Below are 20,176 nucleotides of genomic sequence, written 5' to 3' on the forward strand. Positions count from 1 at the left end.
AAATCCGCCCTTCGGCTTGAAATTGATAGCATTGGGCCGTCTCGGTTGCCAGCAACGACGGCAATGCACGTTTAGCGTCCACTGACAGATATCTGCAGCATCGGTAAGAATGGACTCTGAACTGCCCTTCTCTGCGTCACGCGCGAAGGTCCGCTCTCGCCGAATGCTTACTGAACGGAAACCGGCCGCAACATGTCGTCGGTATCCAACATCAAAGTGCTGCGCCAGAGCGGGGTCTTGAAGACGTGGTGCACATATTTGGCCCCGCGTTCTTCATGGGTCTGCACAAGCATCCCGGCCCATTCAAGTGGGCGCAAGACGCAGGAGGAGAACGCGGCCATTTCGCGCCATCCGTCATTGTCCCAATCATGTTCCTCGCCATAAAATGCCTCAAACAGCGCCCGCTCGGTGGTGCCGTGATCGGCCTCAACGTTGATGACATTCATCCAGACATCCCATTTGCCGAAGGGGCGCTCTTCAAAGCGGGCGTAGGACGCATGATCGATCTGTAGGACGTAGAACGGGATGAGTTCAGCAAACAACTTCCCCGGAGCCTGTGCCATCTCTGCACCGCGCTTTGTCAGGCGGAACTCGCCTTTGAAGTGCCGCGCGAGGCGCAGGGTGATCAACAGGTAGTGCAGCACCTCGAGCGGCGGGAACTCATACTCATTGATGACCTTGTTGTAGCGGAACATTTCCTCCGCGCTTGAGCCGGGCCAGTCGAAGTGTTCCACCGCCCAATGGACGAAGGCGCGCTTGAATGCCTTGGTTTGGGTCAACCCGATGGCCCCATGGTCCCGGGTGTACTGCAGCGTCAGCAATGCCGCTCGCAGAAGCGGTGAGTGCGCAAGGTCCGGATGGTCATCGGACAGGAGGCGAAAGGTGATCAAGGCGTGATGCTGCCACGGGTTATTCTGCGGAGCCAGGCTCTATCCGGTAAGGGGTGCGTTTCCATATCCACTTTTCGATCAGCAAGCATCGCGTTTGATGCACGCCGTTGACTGCGAATCCCCGCTTGTGCGTGCTGGTGCGGTTTTTCTGGTCCAGTGTTGATGTGGCGTTGATGTAAACTGCACAAGCAAAAGCCCGACTGATTAGATCGGGCTTTAAGCGTTTGATTTAGCGTATTAATTTGGTTGCGGGAGTAGGATTTGAACCTACGACCTTCAGGTTATGAGCCTGACGAGCTACCGGGCTGCTCCATCCCGCGCCAATTGCGCTTCCCTGTTCGATATTTGGTCAGGGAGCATCGAAAGAGAGATACGACAGAGGACTTTTTAGGTTTGGCAGTGACCTACTCTCCCACGTCTTGAGACGCAGTACCATCGGCGCTACAGCACTTAACTGCCGGGTTCGGGATGGGACCGGGTGTTTTGCTTGCGCTATGACCACCAAACCGAAAAAATCCTCTGTTTTCACCGCGTTTCAACGGTGACCAAGCCACTACACTTGAAGTGTATGCTTTTGACCATAGAAGTCTGTCTTCTACTGGATCAAATCAAGCCTATCGAGCAATTAGTACCGGTCAACTGAATGCATTGCTGCACTTACATCTCCGGCCTATCGACGTGGTGGTCTACCACGGCTCTCAGGGATACCTTGTTTTGAGGGGGGCTTCCCGCTTAGATGCCTTCAGCGGTTATCCTGTCCGATCATAGCTACCCTGCACTGCTGCTGGCGCAACAACAGGTCCACCAGTGGATCGTTCACCCCGGTCCTCTCGTACTAGGGGCAACTCCTCTCAAGTATCCTACACCCACGGCAGATAGGGACCGAACTGTCTCACGACGTTCTAAACCCAGCTCACGTACCTCTTTAAACGGCGAACAGCCGTACCCTTGGGACCTGCTCCAGCCCCAGGATGAGATGAGCCGACATCGAGGTGCCAAACACTGCCGTCGATATGGACTCTTGGGCAGTATCAGCCTGTTATCCCCGGCGTACCTTTTATCCGTTGAGCGATGGCCCTTCCACTCGGGACCACCGGATCACTATGGCCGTCTTTCGACTCTGCTCGACTTGTCAGTCTCGCAGTCAGGCTGGCTTCTGCCATTGCACTCAACGAGCGATTTCCGACCGCTCTGAGCCAACCTTCGCGCGCCTCCGTTACGCTTTAGGAGGCGACCGCCCCAGTCAAACTACCCGCCACGCAGGGTCCCGGATCCGGATAACGGACCGCGGTTAGACATCAAGAGTGCGAAGGGTGGTATCTCAAGGAAGGCTCCACCGCGACTGGCGTCACGGTTTCAAAGCCTACCACCTATCCTGCACATCACAATCCTGATGCCAGTGCGAAGCTGTAGTAAAGGTGCACGGGGTCTTTCCGTCTAACCGCGGGAAACCTGCATCTTGACAGGTAATTCAATTTCGCTGAGTCGATGTTGGAGACAGCGGGGAAGTCGTTACGCCATTCGTGCAGGTCGGAACTTACCCGACAAGGAATTTCGCTACCTTAGGACCGTTATAGTTACGGCCGCCGTTTACCTGGGCTTCAATTCAGAGCTCTCACCCCTCCTTTTAACCTTCAGGCACCGGGCAGGCGTCAGACCCTATACGTCGTCTTGCGACTTCGCAGAGCCCTGTGTTTTTAATAAACAGTCGCCACCCCCTGGTTTGTGCCCCCAGCCAATACTTGCGTAGAAACTGGGCCTCCTTCTCGCGAACTTACGGAGGTATTTTGCCGAGTTCCTTCAACATCGTTCTCTCAAGCGCCTTGGTATTCTCTACCAGTCCACCTGTGTCGGTTTAGGGTACGATCTCATGGAGGGCTATTTCCAGGAACCAATCAGCGGCCTGCCCAATCCGATAAGGGCAAACAACCTTCATGATCCGTCACATCCTCCTGGCTCAGGAATATTAACCTGATTCCCATCGACTACGCCTTTCGGCCTCGCCTTAGGGGTCGGCTTACCCTGCTCAGATTAGCTTTAAGCAGGAACCCTTGGACTTTCGGCGAGAGTGTCTCTCACACTCTTTGTCGCTACTCATGTCATCATTCTCGCTAGTGATCTCTCCACCGGATCGCTCACGCGCCGGCTTCACAGAAAGCTCCTTGTGTCCAATCCTTCCGAAGAAGGTAAGGACACATGGAACTATGTCACACTACGCTCTGCTACCATGCCTTACGGCATCCTCAGCTTCGGCTCATGGCTTGAGCCCCGTTACATCTTCGCCGCAGGACAACTTGATTAGACCAGTGAGCTGTTACGCTATCTTTAAAGGATGGCTGCTTCTAAGCCAACCTCCTGGTTGTTTTGGTCGTCCCACCTGCTTTCCCACTTAGCCATGAATTAGGGGCCTTAGCTGGAGGTCAGGGTTGTTTCCCTCTCCACTACGGACGTTAGCATCCGCAGTGTGTCTGCCATCTAGTACTCCTCGGTATTCGGAGTTTGGTTAGGATCAGTAAGCCTGTGGGGCCCCATTACCCATCCAGTGCTCTACCCCCGAGGGTATTCGGATGACGCTCTACCTAAATAGATTTCGCAGAGAACCAGCTATCTCCGAGTTTGATTGGCCTTTCACCCCTAGGCACAACTCATCCCGACCTTTTTCAACAGGTGTGGGTTCGGCCCTCCAGTAAGTGTTACCTTACCTTCAGCCTGGTCATGCCTAGATCACTCGGTTTCGGGTCTGATCCCACGAACTCGACGCCCTATTAAGACTCGCTTTCGCTGCGCCTACACCTAACGGCTTAAGCTTGCACGTGAGACCAAGTCGATGACCCATTATACAAAAGGTACGCCGTCACTTCGCAAGGAAGCTCCGACTGATTGTAGGCGTTCGGTTTCAGGTACTGTTTCACTCCCCTCGTCGGGGTGCTTTTCACCTTTCCCTCACGGTACTGGTTCGCTATCGGTCAGTAAGGAGTACTTAGCCTTCGAAGGTGGTCCTCCGATCTTCAGACAGAATTTCACGTGTTCCGCCCTACTTAATACGTCCAATCATGCTTCCTGTACGGGGCTGTCACCCACTATGGCCAGACTTTCCAGTCTGTTCCAGTCACACTCATGGCTCGGCTGGTCCCCGTTCGCTCGCCGCTACTAGGGGAGTATCAATTGATGTCCTTTCCTCCGGGTACTTAGATGTTTCAGTTCCCCGGGTTTGCCTTTATAACCCTATGTATTCAGGTTATAAATACCTGGTTCAGCCGGTTATTGAGTGCTTGCGCAACAATAACAAACTGTCAGGTGGGTTGCCCCATTCAGAAATCCATGGATCAAAGCTTATTCTCAGCTCCCCATAGCTTATCGCAGAGTATCACGTCTTTCATCGCCTCTTACTGCCAAGGCATTCACCAAACGCCCTTTTCGCGCTTGATTTGATCCAGAAAAAGAAAGACTTGCGTCGATCGCGACAGCAGAAGCTGGTAAGAAACTGCCATCCTTATTCTGAACCAAAAGCATACTTTTCCCGCCTAGCTTGCGCCAGACATTGGTCCAACTTGCGCTGGACCGGGTTAGTGTACTTGACTTGGACAACTCTGTTCGTTTCAGCCGGCACACGCCTGGGCGGTCGAGGAAACAACCGCGTCAAACGCTTGCCCCGAAGGGCACCGAACTGAGATCATCCACCTACTCGTGGCGATCAAACAGTGTTGATATTTGTATCTCTCTATACGATGTCAATTCGTCCGATTGGACGGTTAAACACTCTTAAGTGCTTAACGGTCAAATCGTCGCGGGTTTTGGTGGAGCCTAGGAGGATCGAACTCCTGACCTCCTGAATGCAAATCAGGCGCTCTCCCAGCTGAGCTAAGGCCCCAAATTGATGGTGGGTCGAGGAGGACTTGAACCTCCGACCTCACGCTTATCAGGCGTGCGCTCTAACCACCTGAGCTACCGACCCAAGACAGACCGGTAGGTCTGTGATTACTGTCTGAAGAGATATGAGGACGGTCCGGTCCGATGTTGACCGGCTTTGTTTGCCGATCTTCTGCTAAGTGATCCACGAGACAAGCAAGCTTGTCTGACTAGGATCATCCTTAGAAAGGAGGTGATCCAGCCGCAGGTTCCCCTACGGCTACCTTGTTACGACTTCACCCCAGTCGCTGAGCTCACCGTGGTCCGCTGCCCCCTCCGAAGAGGTTGGCGCACGGCCTTCGGGTGAACCCAACTCCCATGGTGTGACGGGCGGTGTGTACAAGGCCCGGGAACGTATTCACCGCGTCATGCTGTTACGCGATTACTAGCGATTCCGACTTCATGGGGTCGAGTTGCAGACCCCAATCCGAACTGAGATAGCTTTTTGGGATTAACCCATTGTCACTACCATTGTAGCACGTGTGTAGCCCAACCCGTAAGGGCCATGAGGACTTGACGTCATCCACACCTTCCTCCCGCTTATCACGGGCAGTTTCTTTAGAGTGCCCAGCCGAACTGCTGGCAACTAAAGATGTGGGTTGCGCTCGTTGCCGGACTTAACCGAACATCTCACGACACGAGCTGACGACAGCCATGCAGCACCTGTCACTGCGTCCCCGAAGGAAACCATCCATCTCTGGATGTAGCACAGGATGTCAAGGGTTGGTAAGGTTCTGCGCGTTGCTTCGAATTAAACCACATGCTCCACCGCTTGTGCGGGCCCCCGTCAATTCCTTTGAGTTTTAATCTTGCGACCGTACTCCCCAGGCGGAATGCTTAATCCGTTAGGTGTGACACCGAACAGTATACTGCCCGACGTCTGGCATTCATCGTTTACGGTGTGGACTACCAGGGTATCTAATCCTGTTTGCTCCCCACACTTTCGCACCTCAGCGTCAGTATCGAGCCAGTGAGCCGCCTTCGCCACTGGTGTTCCTCCGAATATCTACGAATTTCACCTCTACACTCGGAATTCCACTCACCTCTCTCGAACTCAAGACCAGGAGTTTTGGAGGCAGTTCCAGGGTTGAGCCCTGGGATTTCACCCCCAACTTTCTGATCCGCCTACGCGCGCTTTACGCCCAGTAATTCCGAACAACGCTAACCCCCTCCGTATTACCGCGGCTGCTGGCACGGAGTTAGCCGGGGTTTCTTTACCAGGTACTGTCATTATCATCCCTGGCGAAAGAGCTTTACGACCCTAAGGCCTTCGTCACTCACGCGGCATGGCTAGATCAGGCTTTCGCCCATTGTCTAAGATTCCCCACTGCTGCCTCCCGTAGGAGTCTGGGCCGTGTCTCAGTCCCAGTGTTGCTGATCATCCTCTAAAACCAGCTATAGATCGTAGACTTGGTAGGCCATTACCCCACCAACTATCTAATCTAACGCGGGCCAATCCATCTCCGATAAATCTTTCCCCCGAAGGGCGTATAAGGTATTACTCACCGTTTCCAGTGGCTATTCCTTAGAGAAGGGTATGTTCCCACGCGTTACTAACCCGTCCGCCGCTCCCACCGAAGTGAGCGCTCGACTTGCATGTGTTAGGCCTGCCGCCAGCGTTCGTTCTGAGCCAGGATCAAACTCTCAAGTTGAAAAGCTGTTGCCAGCTTATCCTTGACGTTCGAACCTCTGCACATCGCCCCGGTGTTCAGCCGGGGCAGTTTCTGTTTGTTGTGCTTCAGGTTACCGAAGTAACGCAAAGCCGTCCAAACAGTGAAGCTGACACTAGATCATCGGGTTGCCCCTACTAGCGCGATATACAGAAGGTTGATCCATCGAATGAACCAAACCGCCCACATATCTCTTCAGATACTATCAATTTCAAAGAGCGTAGAGACAAAAGTGAATGAGATGCGCCCTATCTTTTCTGGCGCGCCCCGCCTCGTTTACCTCTGATTTTATCGTTGCGTCTCGTTTCGGTCCGCTCCGTTTCCGGTGTGTCCCGCCCGTCTGGCGCCCCGTTGGTGCATCTCTGCGCCGCCGGTGAGGGGGGTTCTACGGTTAGTGGGGTGGGGCCGCAAGCCCTTTTTTACAGAAACCTCATTTTTTTTGGGATTTTTCTATTTTTCGTTTTTTTACAATAGCTTGCGGCTCAGGATTTTTCTGGCTCAAAGTGAGTTTGCCTGTTGTGGGGCCCAAACTTTGCGGCTCCTGGGGCGACTCGCATCGGGCGCTAACACCAAATCTTGCGTTATCCACAGAGCTATCCCCAACTTGGCGGTGAATCGCCCCGATTCAAACGAGTCGCCCGCCCCGATTCCGACCGACTCGCCGCTCCGACTCGCCCGGTTCCTGCGAATCCACCGTCTTTCCATCCGAAATTTCTCGTCCGGTGGTCGCTTTGCGCCGTCGCGGAGCGACTCTCAGGGCCAGCAGCGCCAGAATCACGGCCATGTAGGCCAGCGGTTCGACCTGAAAGCCCTTTGTCAGCATCAGGAAGTGCAGCCCGCCCAGAATCGCGATTCCATAGACCGCCTTGTGCAGCGTACGCCAAGTCGGCCCCAGCCGCCGGACGGACCAGTCGTTCGAGGTCACGGCCAACGGCACCATCAGGACGAATGCCGCCATGCCGACCGTGATATACGGACGCTTGACGATATCGGCCCAGATCTGTCCGACGATCTGCACGTCCAGAACAAGCCACACCATCAGATGGCACAGGACATAATAGAAGGTGATCAGCCCGATCGCGCGACGGAACCGCATCAGGTTCACGCCCAGGAACCGCCGAACCGGCGTTACCGCGAGCCCGAGCAACAGCATCTTCAACGCCAGCTCGCCCAGTTCATGCTCCAAAGCCTTGATCGGCTCGACGCCTAATGCGCCCGTAGCGCCCATATATAGGAGTATTCCCGGAGGCAGCGCGCCGACGACATAGACCGGCCAGACCGGCACGCGGCGCATCGCGCCGTTCAGGCGATCAACGAACATGTCAGTGATACTTGGCGAGGTCCATTCCCTCGTAGAGCGCCGCGACCTCGTCCTCGTACCCGTTGAACATCAGCGTCGGTTCGCGCCGCGCCAGAAGACCGCCGCCGATGCGACGCTCTGTGGCCTGGCTCCAGCGCGGATGATCCACGTTCGGGTTCACGTTGCTGTAAAACCCGTACTCGCGCGCGCTGTACTTGTTCCAACTGGTCGGAGGCTCGTCACGAACCAGGGAGATACGCACCACTGACTTGATCGATTTGAAACCGTATTTCCACGGCACGACCAGGCGAATGGGAGCGCCGTTCTGATTGGGCATCGGCTTTCCGTAGATCCCCGTCGCCATGATCGTCAACGGATGCAACGCCTCGTCCAGCCGAAGGCCCTCGACATAGGGCCAGTCGATCACGTTCTGACGGGTGCCGGGCATCTCTTCTGGGCGCAGCAGGGTCTCGAACGCCACGTATCGCGCTTCCTCCTGAACCCCCGCCATCTCCAGCAGGTCGGCCAGTTCGAACCCGTTCCAGGGCACCACCATCGACCACGCCTCGACGCAGCGCAGGCGATAGATGCGCTCTTCGATCGTCATCTCCGACATGATGTCGTTAAAGTCATAGGTGCCCGGACGATCTACCAGGCCATCGATTGTGATGCTCCACGGCTCCGTTGTCATCTGTCCGGCATAGCGCGCCGGGTCGCCCTTGTTCGTCCCGAATTCATAGAAGTTGTTGTAGGTCGTGATCTCTTCCCAAGTGTTCGGCTCCAGATCCGCCGACGCTGCGGCCGGTCGCGCAAGGCCGGCGAGACCCAGGCCCGCGATCCCCGCCATCAGCTGGCGACGATTCAGGTAGGCACCATAGGGAGTCACCTGGGACATCGTCAGGTCGTTCTTCCAGCGGTAAGCCATTTCCGGACACTCCTTACTTGCACTGATGAAAGACATAAGCGGCCCCCCCGGCAGCACCAAACCATTTTGGCTCACGTTTAGGCGAAGGCCTTGTAACGCCGTACTCCCATGTCATTATCGGAATATGTTTGACTTGGCGCAAAGTTTTGCCGTCCGCTGCGTGACAGTCTGGCCCTTGCTGCACCGGACGCAGAGCAACAGGAGATTTCGCATGAAGATGCTGACAGCCACCGCCCTTCTGATCTGCGCCGCGCAGGTCGCCGCGGCACAGGACATGGTGACATACGACACGCAGCAGGAGTTCGACGACGTGATCTTCGGCCTCGAGAACGCGATCCTCGATGAAGGCCTGGTCATCGACCACGTCAGCCATGTCGGCGAGATGCTCGAACGCACCCGTGCCGATGTCGGCTCGGATGTCGTCCTGTTCACGCATGCCGAGGTCTATACCTTCTGCTCGGCCACCCTGTCACGCAAGGTGATGGAGGCCGACCCGACGAACATCCGCTATTGTCCCTACGGGATATTCGTCTCCCAGAACGCCGAGACGCCGGAGACCGTGACGATCGGTTATCGCACCATGCCCGAAGGCGCGATGAAGGAGGTCGAGGAGCTGCTCGACTCGATCACCCGCAACGCCCTCGGACTGGATTAGATTGCACCGCGGATCACAAGAAATTCAGTGGAAGTCCGGAGCGCCCGGCGCTTAGCGCGGCGGCCTGACCTGTCAATCGGCGTCGGCGGATTCCCCCGCTGATCCGACGGGGCATCCCTGCCGTATCAGACGCATTACCAACGACGGTAATGTCGAAATGCAAAAGGAAGTCTAACCAATGATCCGCAAGTTCGCACTGTCCCTGACCGCCACCGCCCTGCTCGCCGCCCCTGCCGCTCATGCAGCGGATATCGTCGACACGGCCGTTGGCGCAGGCAACTTTGAAACGCTCGTCGCAGCCGTCACCGCCGCGGGCCTCGTCGATACCCTGAAGGGCGAAGGGCCTTTCACCGTCTTCGCTCCCACGGATGAAGCCTTCGCGGCACTGCCCGCCGGCACGGTCGAGGATCTGCTGAAACCCGAGAACAAGGACCAGCTGGTCGCCGTGCTGACCTACCACGTCGTTCCCGGCAAGGTGATGTCGACCGACCTGACCGATGACATGACCGCCGCGACCGTACAGGGTGGCGAAATCACCATCGATCTGGACAACGGCGTCATGGTCAACGACGCGACCGTGACCACAGCCGACATCGAGGCGGACAACGGCGTGATCCACGTGATCGACAAGGTGATCCTGCCCGAATAAGCCCTCCCTCGGACTTCGGACCAGGTGGACCGTCGGCGAAAGCCGGCGGTCCTTTTCGTTCGCGCCCTCGGGCAGACCCGTAAAACTCGAGCGAACGGCCACAAATCGGCCGCGGCAGGAACAGGTTTCCTTAGGATTGATGCCCTACCCTGAAGAGGAACTGTTATTCCTGACCGGAGACCAGACCGATGTCCCTTGAAGGCCCCCTGGACCTGTCCCCACTGCCCGAGCCCGAAGATGCAGCCGCAGCACTTGTCGTACCCGTGGCGCCCGTTGCGACCTCGGGAGCCGACGAGCTGACAGGCACCAACGGCCCCGACACCATCGACCTGCTGGAGGGCGATGACAGTTATCGCGGTCTGGGCGGTGCCGACATCGTTCACGGCGGCGACGGCGACGACACCATCATCGGAAACGGCGGTGCCGATACGTTGCGCGGCGATGCCGGCCAGGACACCCTGGCGGGCGGAGGCGGGTCGGACTCGCTATTCGGCGGCAATGGTGACGACACCCTGCGCGGCGGCACCCAAAACGACGTGATCCAGGGCAACAAGCATGACGATCTGATCTTCGGAAATGATGGCGACGATCGCCTGATGGGCGGCGAGGGCAACGACATCCTGCACGGCGGCGACGGAAACGACATCCTGCATGGCAACAAGGGCGACGACACCCTTTTCGGAGACGCCGGCGACGACAGGGTGATCGACGCGCAGGGCGACTCGCTCCTCGACGGTGGCACCGGAAACGATATCCTGAAAGGCGGCGCGGGGGCCGACACCTTCGTGTTCGGCGCGAACTCCGGCCACGACACGATTCTGGACTTCGGCAATGGCGACGACCGGATCGACCTGTCGGACTACGGGCTCAGGGAAACGGCCGACCTGCGCCTGTCCCAGGAGGGCAACCACGCCACAATCCATCTGGACGACGACAACCAGGTCGAACTGCGCAACACGCTCTGGTCCGATCTCGACGCCTCGGACTTCATTTTCGCGCTCGTCTGAAACGAAAACGGCCCGCCGCATATGCGACGGGCCTCTGGTTTTCCACGCTATGCGGGCCGCTCAGTGCAGCACGGCATCGTCCGGGGCAGGCCGGTTTCGCGCCGCGATCCGATCCCCGATGATCAACCCGTCGGCCCCGGCGCTGATCGGGATGGTATCGCCATCCTTGACCTCGCCAGACAGCAGCAATTCGGCCAGCGGGTTCTGCAAGGCACGCTGGATGACCCGTTTCAACGGGCGCGCACCGAACACCGGGTCGTACCCTTCGTCGGCCAGCCATGTCCGCGCGGCGTCGTCCAGTTCCAGCGAGATCTTGCGCGCCAGCAGCCGCTTCTTGAGGCGTGCAAGCTGGATATCGACGATCCCGTCCATGTCCGAACGTGCCAGGCGATCGAAGATGATCGTCTCGTCCAGCCGGTTCAGGAACTCGGGACGGAAATGCGCCCGAACCGCGTCCATCACGTCGCGCCGCGCATCCGAAGCATCGGCGCCGTCCGGCAACTGGCTGAGCGCCTGCGCACCGAGGTTGCTGGTCAGGACGATCAGCGTCTGCTTGAAGTCGACCGTGCGGCCCTGGCCATCGGTCAGGACACCATCGTCGAGAACCTGCAGAAGCACGTTGAACACGTCCGGGTGGGCTTTCTCGACCTCGTCGAACAGGATCACCTGGTAGGGACGACGCCGGATTGCTTCGGTCAGCACCCCGCCCTCGTCATACCCGACATAGCCTGGAGGCGCGCCGATCAGGCGGGCGACACTGTGCTTTTCCATGAACTCCGACATGTCGACGCGGGTCATCGCGTTCTCGTCGTCGAACAGGAACTCGGCCACGGCCTTGGTCAGCTCGGTCTTGCCGACACCGGTCGGTCCGAGGAAGAGGAAGCTGCCAAGCGGACGCGCCTCGTCGTTCAGTCCGGCCCGTGCGCGGCGCACGGCATTGGAGACGGCGCGCACGGCACTGTCTTGGCCGATCACGCGACGATGCAGGTCATCTTCCATTCGCAGAAGCTTCTCGCGCTCGCCTTCCAGCATCTTGGAGGTCGGAATACCGGTCCAGCGCTCGACGACCTCGGCGATCTGTTCCGGGCGCACGGCCTCTTCGACCATGACGCCGTCCTCGCCCTGCGTCTCGGCCTGGGCCAGCTTCTTCTCGAGCTCGGGAATAACGCCATAGGATAGCTCCCCCGCTTTCGCCAGGTTGCCCTGCCGCTTGGCAATGTCGAGCTCGGCCCGGGCGTGGTCCAGCTGTTCCTTGAGCTCGCGCGCCCCGGCCAGCTTGTCACGCTCGGCCTGCCATTGCGCGGTCATCTGGGACGATTTCTCCTGCAGGTCCGCAAGATCCTTCTGCAACGTTTCCAGCCGGTCGCGTGACGCCGCATCATCCTCGAGCTTCAGCGCTTCCTCCTCGATCTGTAATTGCAGGATCTGGCGGTCCAGCTGGTCCAGCTCTTCCGGCTTGCTGTCGACTTCCATGCGCAGACGACTCGCCGCCTCGTCCATGAGGTCGATCGCCTTGTCGGGCAGGAACCTGTCGGTGATATAACGGTGCGAAAGAGTCGCCGCCGCCACCAGCGCGCTGTCGGAAATACGCACACCATGGTGCAACTCGTATTTTTCCTTGATGCCGCGCAGGATCGAAATCGTGTCCTCGACCGTCGGCTCGCTCACCATCACCGGCTGGAAGCGACGGGCCAGCGCCGCATCCTTTTCGACATACTTGCGGTATTCGTCCAGAGTGGTCGCACCGACACAGTGCAATTCACCCCGCGCCAGCGCCGGCTTGATCAGGTTGGCCGCGTCCATCGCGCCATCTGACTTGCCCGCACCGACCAGCGTGTGCATCTCGTCGATGAACAGGATGATCTCGCCCGCGGCCTCGGTGACCTCGGTCAAAACCGCCTTCAGGCGTTCCTCGAACTCGCCGCGATACTTCGCGCCGGCGATCAGCGCGCCCATGTCCAGCGCCAGCAACTGCTTGTCACGCAGGGATTCGGGCACGTCGCCGTTCACGATCCGAAGGGCCAGGCCTTCCGCGATCGCGGTCTTGCCGACGCCGGGTTCACCGATCAGCACCGGGTTGTTCTTGGTGCGGCGGCTCAACACCTGCATCGCGCGACGGATTTCCTCGTCGCGCCCGATGATCGGATCGATCTTGCCCTCGCGCGCCGCTTCGGTCAGATCACGCGCGTATTTCTTCAGCGCGTCATAACCTTCCTCGGCGGTCGCGCTGTCGGCGGTACGGCCCTTGCGGATATCGTTGATCGCCTCGTTCAGCTTCTGCGCGCTGACCGCGCCTGCTTCGAGCGCCTCTTTCGCCTTGGATTTCACCATGCACAGCGCCATCAGCAGCCGTTCGACCGGAACGAAACTGTCGCCCGCCTTGCTGGCGATCGCCTCGGCCTCGGCCAGGACCTTGCCCGTGGCGCTGTCCATGTAGATCTGGCCGGCGTCACCGCTGACCTGCGGGATCTTCGACACGGCGATGTCCACCGCTTCGCTGACGCGTTCGGGCGCACCGCCGGCGCGCGCGATCAGGTTGCTCGCTAGCCCCTGGTCGTCATCCATCAATGCCTTGAGAAGGTGTTCCGGCGTCAGCCTCTGGTGGCCTTCGCGCATTGCAATCGTCTGAGCGGCCTGCACGAACCCGCGTGCCCGCTCGGTGAACTTGTTCAAGTCCATTCCTGTCTCCTTTATCAAGCGCCCTGAAATTGCGACGCCTGCGATGCAGCACGTGAGCGATAGGGCCTCGCATTCAATCTGGGGAATTCATTGCCCGGTTCAAGCCCCGCGCCGCGCTTTTTGGCTAGAATTGTCAGACATGGACAAGCCGGGGCACGACCGTTTACTGAAGCGCGACCCCAGCCCAGAAGGAAGCTCCCATGCCCGATGACCGCCTGATCGTCGCCCTCGACGTCCCCAACGCCCTCAACGGGCTCGAGATCGCTCAGCAGCTCGGCGACAGCGTCGGCTTCTACAAGATCGGCCTCGGGATGCTGACAGGCGGCGGACTGGCGCTGGCCAACGAGCTGAAGCAGGATCATGGCAAGCGCATCTTTCTGGACATGAAGCTGTTCGACATCGGGGCGACGGTCGAGGCCGCGGTGCGCGGCCTTGCGCAGTTCGACCTCGACTTCCTGACGGTTCATGGCGATCCGCACGTGGTGCGCGCCGCCAAGGAGGGCGCGTCGGGCAGCGGGCTCAGGATCCTCGGGGTGACGATCCTCACATCGCTGGACCGCGGCGACCTCGACGACAGCATGATCAAGGCGGGCTCGATCCCGGACGTCGTGCAGGAGCGCGCCGGCCGTGCACTCGACGCCGGGGCCGACGGGGTCATCGCCAGCCCGCGCGAGGCCGCCATGATCCGCGCCATGCCCGAAGCGAAGGGCCGCCTGATCGTGACGCCCGGTGTACGCCCCGCCGGCGCCGACCTTGGCGACCAGAAGCGCGTGGCGACCCCGGCGGCGGCGATTTCGGACGGGGCCGACCATATCGTCGTCGGCCGCCCGATCTGGAAAGCCGACGATCCGCGCGCCGCCGCGCAAGCGATCCTCGACAGCCTGCCAAAGGGCTGAGCCGCCCTGTGCCCTGAAAAGCACATCTTTAACGTGTATTTTGAGGGTCAGGTATTCCGGACTATGCGAATTTCGCGTTTTGGGTGACCCTAGGTCATGAGATACTCCCCAACGGACCTTCTCTTCCTGTGGTTCGTTACCTCCCCCCGCCCAGCAGCGGGGGGTCTTTCCATCCGGCACCCATGATCAGGCCGCCTTCGCCAGGTAGAGGCGAAGCTGCGACGCGAAATGCGGAACGGCCATCGGATGGTCGCAATACTCGGTCGGGCGCATCAGCTGCCAACATTGCCCTTCAGACCCGAAGCGGATCAGGCGGCTCAATCCGGCCGGCCGGTGTGCCGCGAAGAACCAGACGATCCCGTGCGGTCGGCGATAGCTGTTGGACCAGACGATATCGTCGGGGCGAAGCGACAGGCCGACTTCTTCCCACGTCTCGCGAAGGGCGCATTGCTGCGGGCTCTCGTCGCCCTCGCAGCCGCCACCGGGCAGATCCCAATGGTCCGGCCACGGGATGTCGGGCCGGTCATCGCACCGGATCACCAGCAGATCGTCCCCCAGGAACAGGGCCAGCTTTGCGCCAGAAAACTCCATTGTCCGATCTCGCATGTCCGTAACGCTTTGCGCCTGACGAAGCGGCGCGGTTGGGATAGTCTTGCAGTCATATATGCACGATAGGTTAAGCCGGAAACCTGAACCGATGCCCGATCCGCTCCCGACGCTGTGTCGCGACTGCCTCGCCATGGGCGAAACGTCGACCCGGCGCTGCCCCTCCTGCGGCAGCCCGCGCGTCCTGTCGCACCCGGAGCTGTTCGATCTCTCGATCGCGCACATGGATTGCGACGCCTTCTATGCCTCGGTCGAAAAGCGGGATGATCCGTCGCTCGCGGACAAGCCCGTGATCATAGGTGGCGGACGGCGCGGCGTGGTGTCCACCGCCTGCTACGTGGCGCGCATTCGCGGTGTCCGCTCGGCCATGCCGATGTTCAAGGCGCTGCACCTCTGCCCCGACGCGGTCATCATCAAGCCCCGGATGGAGGCCTATGTCGAGGCCAGCAAGGCGATCCGCGCGATGATGGAGGAACTGACCCCCGCGATTCAGCCCCTGTCGCTTGACGAGGCGTTTCTCGATCTCGGCGGCACGACCCGGCTGCACGGCGCCCCGCCGGCCTTCATGCTGGCGCGACTGGTCAAGCGGATGAAGGACGACCTGGGCCTCACCGGCTCCATCGGGCTCAGCCACAACAAGTTCCTGGCCAAGGTCGCCTCCGACCTCGACAAGCCGCGCGGGTTCTCGGTGATCGGTCAGGCCGAAACCGCGCGCTTTCTCAGTGACAAGCCGGTCAGCCTGATCTGGGGCATCGGGCCGGCCGCACAGGCGTCGCTCGAACGGGCCGGCATCCGCACTTTCGACGATCTGCTGCGATGGGACCGCCAGGCGCTGGTGGCGCGGTTCGGCGCGTCGGGCGATCGGCTGTGGCATCTCGCCCGTGGGCAGGACAAGCGCCGCGTGTCTGCGCACGAACCGGTGAAGTCGATCAGCAACGAAACCACCTTTCACGAGGACACCGCCGATCCCGATCTGCTGGACGGGCACCTGTGGCGCATGGCCGAAAAGGTCTCGGACCGGGCCAAGGCGCGGCAACTGGCCGGACGGGTCGTCACGCTCAAGCTCAAGCGCGCTGATCACAGCAGCCTGACCCGCAGGATAGCCCTGCGCGACGCGACTCAGATGGCGGACACGATCTATCGCACCGCGCGCGCGCTGTTCGACCAGGTCGGCAACCAAGGCCCCTACCGGCTGCTTGGCTGCGGCATTTCCGAGCTCTGCGCGGAAACCGAGGCCGACAAGTCCGCCGATCTGCTCGATCCGGGCGCGGCGCGACGCAGCAATGCCGAGCGCGCCACCGACGCCATCCGGCGCAGGTTCGGGGCCGACGCGATCCTGAAGGGGCGCGCCTTGCGCTAGGGTTACTCCGCCGCCAGCGGCATCTGCTCGAACCCGATCGACACGATTTCCGCGGTGACCTTGCGCAATAGCGCGCGCAGGGGATCGAATCCCGCATTGGGCTCGATGCGCTTCTCGTCCATGTAGATGGCGCGGTCGATCTCCACCTGGATAGCATGCTGCCGCCGCGACGGCCGCCCATAGGCCTGGGTCACGTAGGCCCCGGCGAAGGGCGCGTTGCGCGCGACGACCAGACCGGCGCCGGCAAAGGCCGCCTCGATGCGGTCGACGATCTCGCCGCTCGCCGCGGCGCCGAAGCGATCGCCCAGAACGATCTCGGGACTCTGGCCGCGGCTGCGGGCGACACCGTCCATCGCCTCGTGCGGCATCGAGTGGCAATCGATGAGAATGGCTTCGCCGAACTGCGCATGGGCGGCGTTCAGCAGGGATTGCAACGCCTCGTGGTAGGGATACCAGGTCTCTTTCAGGCGCCGCTCGGCCTCGATCATCGGCAGCTTGCCGGCATAGATCGCCCGGCCGTTGGCGACGACGCGCGGAATGACCCCGAGCCCCGAGGCGACCCGCGGATTCTGCCCGATCCGGCGCGCGCCCCGGATGAGCGCCGGGTCGAGCTCATCCGGGCTGCGGTTCAGATCGACATAGGCGCGCGGCGCCCGCGCAGCCAGCAGGGGTGCGCCGAACTCGGGCGCGCCGTCGAACAAGAGATCCACAAAGGCATCTTCCGAGGAGCGAATCGCCTGCCCGTCCAGAAGGCTGTCGCGCACGAACGCCTCCGGGTAGTCACAACCGCTATGCGGCGATGCGAAGACCACGCTGGACATCAGCTGATCCGGACGCATCAAATGGAAAACGGGCTTCGACATGGCATCTCCTCGCCGCAGTCAACATAGACCGGTTTTGATGATTGCCAAAAGCCCTTGATCCCTCTGACGACTCCTTTTATAGACCCCGCTACCGGCGCGGAATTCCGCGCCCCATTTTGTTGGGGCACGGATTGCAAGTCGGGATTCATGGGCGCTTAGCTCAGCGGTAGAGCACTTCGTTGACATCGAAGGGGTCACAAGTTCGAACCTTGTAGTGCCCACCATGAATTCACTGTTCCGGTCTTGGCCGGGGCACCCGCAACACCAAGGCGCTGGCCCGCGCCGCAGAACAGGAGAAGGACCATGAAGGTCAGGAACTCGCTCCGCTCGCTCAAGAATCGGCATCGCGATTGCCGTGTTGTGCGTCGCAAAGGCCGCGTCTACGTGATCAACAAGACGCAGCGCCGGTTCAAAGCCCGCCAGGGCTGATCCGGTCAGAAAGACAGAACGTTTCGGAAAACCGCGCCCTTAGGCGCGGTTTTTTCATTTCCGGGAGCGGGAAACGGCCCGCGGCAAAATTCCTGACAAAAATACTTTGCAAGTTCGCGCGAGTCAGGTAACTGATCGAATTAGTCAGGAAATACCTGAACTGCGAAATTCTCAGACACGGGACACCAGTCAACATGCTCAGAACATCAACATGCATCGCAGCGGCCCTGGTCGCAACGGTGGCCGGCACCGCACAGGCCGATGGCGAACTCAACCTCTACTCCTCGCGCCATTACGACACCGACGAGCGGCTCTACACCGATTTCGAGGAGCAGACCGGTATCACCATCAACCGCATCGAGGGCAACGCCGACGAACTGATCGCCCGGATGCAGGCTGAAGGCGCCAATTCGCCCGCCGACATCCTTCTCACCGTCGATACCTCGCGGCTGGAACGCGCCAAACAGGCCGGCATCCTGCAAGCGATCGACAGCCCGGTTCTGGAGGCCAGCATCCCCGCCTATATCCGCGACGCCGACAACCAGTGGTTCGGCTTCTCGCAGCGCGCGCGGATCATCTTCTATGACAAGGCCGAAATCGAAACGCCCCCGATGACCTATGCCGACCTGGCCGATCCCCGCTTCAAGGGCGAAATCTGCATCCGGTCCTCCAGCAACACCTACAACCAGACGCTGCTGGCCTCGATCATCACGCATACCGACGAAGCGACCGCAAAGGCCTGGGCACAGGGCGTCGTCGACAACATGGCACGCGACCCGCAGGGCGGCGACACCGACCAGCTGCGCGCCCTCGTGTCCGGTGAATGCAACATCGCGGTCGGCAACAGCTACTATTTCGCGCGCGCGTTGCGCACCGAGGTGGACGGGCTGTCCGACAGCATCGACATGATCGGCTGGGTGTTCCCGTCGCAGAACGCCGAGGGCGCCCACATGAACCTGTCGGGCGGCGGGGTCGCCGCCAACGCCCCGAATCGCGAGAACGCCATCAAGTTCCTCGAATACCTCGCCTCCGAGCAGGCGCAGGAGTATTTCTCGGCCGGCAACGACGAGTATCCCGCCGTTCCCGGTGTCGGTCTGTCCCCCGCCATCGCTGAACTGGGCTTCTTCAAGCCCGACGACGTGAGCCTGTCCTCCGTCGCCGCGAACATCCCGGTGGCCCAGCGGATCTTCAACGAGGTCAGCTGGAAGTAACCCTCCCTCATGCGAGGCCGGACGGGCGCGGGATCGACTCCCGCGCCCGTTTTTTCGTGCGCCCGCTACCCGGACACGCCCCTTGGCGCAAGGTCAGGAACTCCGGTATATCGCAGCGCGACAAGTTATGGCACATTGTTCACATGTGATGTGTCTCCCCCTCGCGGGCGGTGTCTTGCCGCGCTCACACCCGTGCCCGACTGCCATTGAACCGGACCCGATTTCGTCATGCCCCTCGCCTGCGTCCTGATCTCAGACATCACCGGCAGCACGCAACTCTACGAGAACGAGACGAACGAGGCCGCGCTGGCCCAGGTCAGCCGGATCCTCAAGCGGATGCGCGGCATCGTCGAAGCACATGGCGGCAAATGCGTGAAATCGCAGGGCGACGACGTGCTGAGCTATTTCGACCACCCGGAACCCGCCTTCCAGGCCGCGCGGGCGATGATCCACGAAGACTGGCCCGCCGGCCTGTCCGTGCATGTCGGCACCTATTTCGGCGAGATTCTCTATCACGAGAACGACATCTACGGCAGCGCGGTAAACACCGCTGCGCGGCTGTCGTCGCTGGCGAAACCCGGCGAAATCCTCGTCGGCGACCAGAGCTATGACGATCTCACGCCCGAGTCCAAGGATCAGCTGTTGATGATCGGAGAGCTTCAGCTGCGCGGCAAAGCGGCGCCCACGCGGGTCTATTCCTGCTCGGTCACCGAGTTGAGCGAACAGACCATCGTCGTGTCTCCCGGCGCGAAGGGACGCAGCGGCGGGCTCGACTTCGCCGAGATCCGGTTCGGCGAGAAAAGCTGGCAGATTTCCGAAGGCGAAAGCCTGACGCTGGGACGCTCGACCGAGTGCGACATCGTGCTGAAACAGGCCTGGGTCTCGCGCAAGCACGCGGTCCTGGCCGTGCGGCGGTGGCAGCTGGAATTCACCGACCACAGCTCGACCGGCACGATCGTCCGCATGGCCGATGGACGCAACGTGGGGCTGCACCGGCGTGCCACCCTGCTGAACGGCGCCGGGTCGATCTTCCTGGGCCCCGAGACCCATCTGGACGAGTCCGGTCGCATCCACTTCCAGACCCACGACCTCGCCCTGCTCGAGACCGCCAAGTAGGCGCGTCGCGG

The 20,176-nt window shown here is 60.4% G+C and carries 14 protein-coding genes, 4 tRNA genes and 3 rRNA genes; 9 read left to right on the forward strand and 12 right to left on the reverse strand.

The features are described from left to right. Window positions 1-167: 167 nt before the first annotated feature. From JF290_RS14680 to msrP, 9 genes are all read right to left on the reverse strand, one after another. Window positions 168-890, reverse strand: coding sequence for a hypothetical protein (locus JF290_RS14680; RefSeq protein ID WP_199025651.1), 723 nt, complete (start codon window positions 888-890; stop codon window positions 168-170). A gap of 243 nt (window positions 891-1,133) precedes the next feature. Continuing rightward, window positions 1,134-1,210 (reverse strand) — tRNA-Met (locus JF290_RS14685). A 71-nt stretch (window positions 1,211-1,281) separates the two neighbouring features. Beyond that, window positions 1,282-1,396, reverse strand: a 5S ribosomal RNA gene (gene rrf, locus JF290_RS14690). A gap of 98 nt (window positions 1,397-1,494) precedes the next feature. Beyond that, window positions 1,495-4,319 (reverse strand): 23S ribosomal RNA (locus JF290_RS14695). A 366-nt stretch (window positions 4,320-4,685) separates the two neighbouring features. Further along, window positions 4,686-4,761: transfer RNA gene (locus JF290_RS14700), tRNA-Ala, on the reverse strand. A gap of 7 nt (window positions 4,762-4,768) precedes the next feature. Then, a tRNA-Ile gene (locus tag JF290_RS14705) sits at window positions 4,769-4,845 on the reverse strand. 140 nt (window positions 4,846-4,985) lie between these two features. Continuing rightward, a 16S ribosomal RNA gene (locus JF290_RS14710) occupies window positions 4,986-6,451 on the reverse strand. Together the 16S, 23S and 5S rRNA genes with 3 tRNA genes alongside form the textbook arrangement of a ribosomal RNA operon. 643 nt (window positions 6,452-7,094) lie before the next feature. Continuing rightward, window positions 7,095-7,790, reverse strand: a complete 696-nt coding sequence (gene msrQ, locus JF290_RS14715; RefSeq protein ID WP_199025652.1) for a protein-methionine-sulfoxide reductase heme-binding subunit MsrQ — start codon at window positions 7,788-7,790, stop codon at window positions 7,095-7,097. 1 nt (window position 7,791) lies between these two features. Continuing rightward, entirely contained in the window at window positions 7,792-8,694 is a 903-nt protein-coding gene (gene msrP, locus JF290_RS14720; RefSeq protein ID WP_199025653.1) for a protein-methionine-sulfoxide reductase catalytic subunit MsrP, read from the reverse strand. Between the two features lie 211 nt (window positions 8,695-8,905). Here msrP and JF290_RS14725 point away from each other — a divergent pair, with 211 nt between their 5' ends. The 3 genes from JF290_RS14725 (at window position 8,906) to JF290_RS14735 (ending at window position 11,005) form a co-directional block, all read left to right on the forward strand. Next, window positions 8,906-9,349, forward strand: coding sequence for a DUF302 domain-containing protein (locus JF290_RS14725; RefSeq protein ID WP_199025654.1), 444 nt, complete (start codon window positions 8,906-8,908; stop codon window positions 9,347-9,349). A 178-nt stretch (window positions 9,350-9,527) separates the two neighbouring features. Continuing rightward, window positions 9,528-9,998, forward strand: coding sequence for a fasciclin domain-containing protein (locus JF290_RS14730; protein ID WP_199025655.1), 471 nt, complete (start codon window positions 9,528-9,530; stop codon window positions 9,996-9,998). A gap of 188 nt (window positions 9,999-10,186) precedes the next feature. Beyond that, entirely contained in the window at window positions 10,187-11,005 is an 819-nt protein-coding gene (locus JF290_RS14735) for a calcium-binding protein (RefSeq protein WP_199025656.1), read from the forward strand. A gap of 60 nt (window positions 11,006-11,065) precedes the next feature. Here the strand turns inward: JF290_RS14735 and clpB are convergent, their stop codons facing one another. Beyond that, window positions 11,066-13,684, reverse strand: coding sequence for an ATP-dependent chaperone ClpB (gene clpB / locus JF290_RS14740; RefSeq protein WP_199025657.1), 2,619 nt, complete (start codon window positions 13,682-13,684; stop codon window positions 11,066-11,068). Window positions 13,685-13,884: 200 nt separating this feature from the next. Here clpB and pyrF point away from each other — a divergent pair, with 200 nt between their 5' ends. Further along, window positions 13,885-14,580, forward strand: coding sequence for an orotidine-5'-phosphate decarboxylase (pyrF, locus tag JF290_RS14745; protein WP_199025658.1), 696 nt, complete (start codon window positions 13,885-13,887; stop codon window positions 14,578-14,580). A 186-nt stretch (window positions 14,581-14,766) separates the two neighbouring features. On the opposite strand, the gene JF290_RS14750 is transcribed toward pyrF, so the two are convergent. Beyond that, window positions 14,767-15,171, reverse strand: coding sequence for an NUDIX hydrolase (locus JF290_RS14750; RefSeq protein WP_199025785.1), 405 nt, complete (start codon window positions 15,169-15,171; stop codon window positions 14,767-14,769). 106 nt (window positions 15,172-15,277) lie between these two features. Between JF290_RS14750 and JF290_RS14755 the strand changes: the two genes are divergently transcribed. Continuing rightward, complete coding sequence (locus JF290_RS14755; protein ID WP_199025659.1) at window positions 15,278-16,546, forward strand: DNA polymerase IV; 1,269 nt, start codon at window positions 15,278-15,280, stop codon at window positions 16,544-16,546. Between the two features lie 2 nt (window positions 16,547-16,548). Here JF290_RS14755 and JF290_RS14760 read toward each other — a convergent pair whose 3' ends face one another. Continuing rightward, window positions 16,549-17,409: an N-formylglutamate amidohydrolase gene (locus tag JF290_RS14760; protein WP_199025660.1), complete on the reverse strand. Its 861-nt coding sequence runs from the start codon at window positions 17,407-17,409 to the stop codon at window positions 16,549-16,551. A gap of 149 nt (window positions 17,410-17,558) precedes the next feature. Between JF290_RS14760 and JF290_RS14765 the strand changes: the two genes are divergently transcribed. The 4 genes from JF290_RS14765 (at window position 17,559) to JF290_RS14780 (ending at window position 20,165) form a co-directional block, all read left to right on the forward strand. Next, window positions 17,559-17,633 (forward strand) — tRNA-Val (locus tag JF290_RS14765). 79 nt (window positions 17,634-17,712) lie between these two features. Next, window positions 17,713-17,838, forward strand: coding sequence for a type B 50S ribosomal protein L36 (gene ykgO / locus JF290_RS14770; RefSeq protein ID WP_005850168.1), 126 nt, complete (start codon window positions 17,713-17,715; stop codon window positions 17,836-17,838). 194 nt (window positions 17,839-18,032) lie between these two features. Then, a complete protein-coding gene (locus JF290_RS14775; protein ID WP_199025661.1) occupies window positions 18,033-19,049 on the forward strand; it encodes an extracellular solute-binding protein in 1,017 nt (338 codons plus the stop codon). Window positions 19,050-19,277: 228 nt separating this feature from the next. After that, the gene (locus JF290_RS14780) at window positions 19,278-20,165 is read left to right on the forward strand and encodes an adenylate/guanylate cyclase domain-containing protein (RefSeq protein WP_199025662.1); all 888 of its coding nucleotides are present in this window, start codon (window positions 19,278-19,280) and stop codon (window positions 20,163-20,165) included. Window positions 20,166-20,176 lie beyond the last annotated feature (11 nt).

Origin of the sequence: Sedimentitalea arenosa (genome assembly GCF_016428585.1) — a bacterium.
GTDB lineage: Bacteria > Pseudomonadota > Alphaproteobacteria > Rhodobacterales > Rhodobacteraceae > Sedimentitalea > Sedimentitalea arenosa.

What these genes read in the sequence shown, in the direction of transcription:
- msrQ (WP_199025652.1), bottom strand. Translation starts at nt 7,790, where the DNA reads ATGTTCGTTGATCGCCTGAACGGCGCGATGCGCCGCGTGCCGGTCTGG.
- msrP (WP_199025653.1), bottom strand. Translation starts at nt 8,694, where the DNA reads ATGGCTTACCGCTGGAAGAACGACCTGACGATGTCCCAGGTGACTCCC.
- JF290_RS14725 (WP_199025654.1), top strand. Translation starts at nt 8,906, where the DNA reads ATGAAGATGCTGACAGCCACCGCCCTTCTGATCTGCGCCGCGCAGGTC.
- JF290_RS14730 (WP_199025655.1), top strand. Translation starts at nt 9,528, where the DNA reads ATGATCCGCAAGTTCGCACTGTCCCTGACCGCCACCGCCCTGCTCGCC.
- JF290_RS14735 (WP_199025656.1), top strand. Translation starts at nt 10,187, where the DNA reads ATGTCCCTTGAAGGCCCCCTGGACCTGTCCCCACTGCCCGAGCCCGAA.
- clpB (WP_199025657.1), bottom strand. Translation starts at nt 13,684, where the DNA reads ATGGACTTGAACAAGTTCACCGAGCGGGCACGCGGGTTCGTGCAGGCC.
- pyrF (WP_199025658.1), top strand. Translation starts at nt 13,885, where the DNA reads ATGCCCGATGACCGCCTGATCGTCGCCCTCGACGTCCCCAACGCCCTC.
- JF290_RS14750 (WP_199025785.1), bottom strand. Translation starts at nt 15,171, where the DNA reads ATGGAGTTTTCTGGCGCAAAGCTGGCCCTGTTCCTGGGGGACGATCTG.
- JF290_RS14755 (WP_199025659.1), top strand. Translation starts at nt 15,278, where the DNA reads ATGCCCGATCCGCTCCCGACGCTGTGTCGCGACTGCCTCGCCATGGGC.
- JF290_RS14760 (WP_199025660.1), bottom strand. Translation starts at nt 17,409, where the DNA reads ATGTCGAAGCCCGTTTTCCATTTGATGCGTCCGGATCAGCTGATGTCC.
- ykgO (WP_005850168.1), top strand. Translation starts at nt 17,713, where the DNA reads ATGAAGGTCAGGAACTCGCTCCGCTCGCTCAAGAATCGGCATCGCGAT.
- JF290_RS14775 (WP_199025661.1), top strand. Translation starts at nt 18,033, where the DNA reads ATGCTCAGAACATCAACATGCATCGCAGCGGCCCTGGTCGCAACGGTG.
- JF290_RS14780 (WP_199025662.1), top strand. Translation starts at nt 19,278, where the DNA reads ATGCCCCTCGCCTGCGTCCTGATCTCAGACATCACCGGCAGCACGCAA.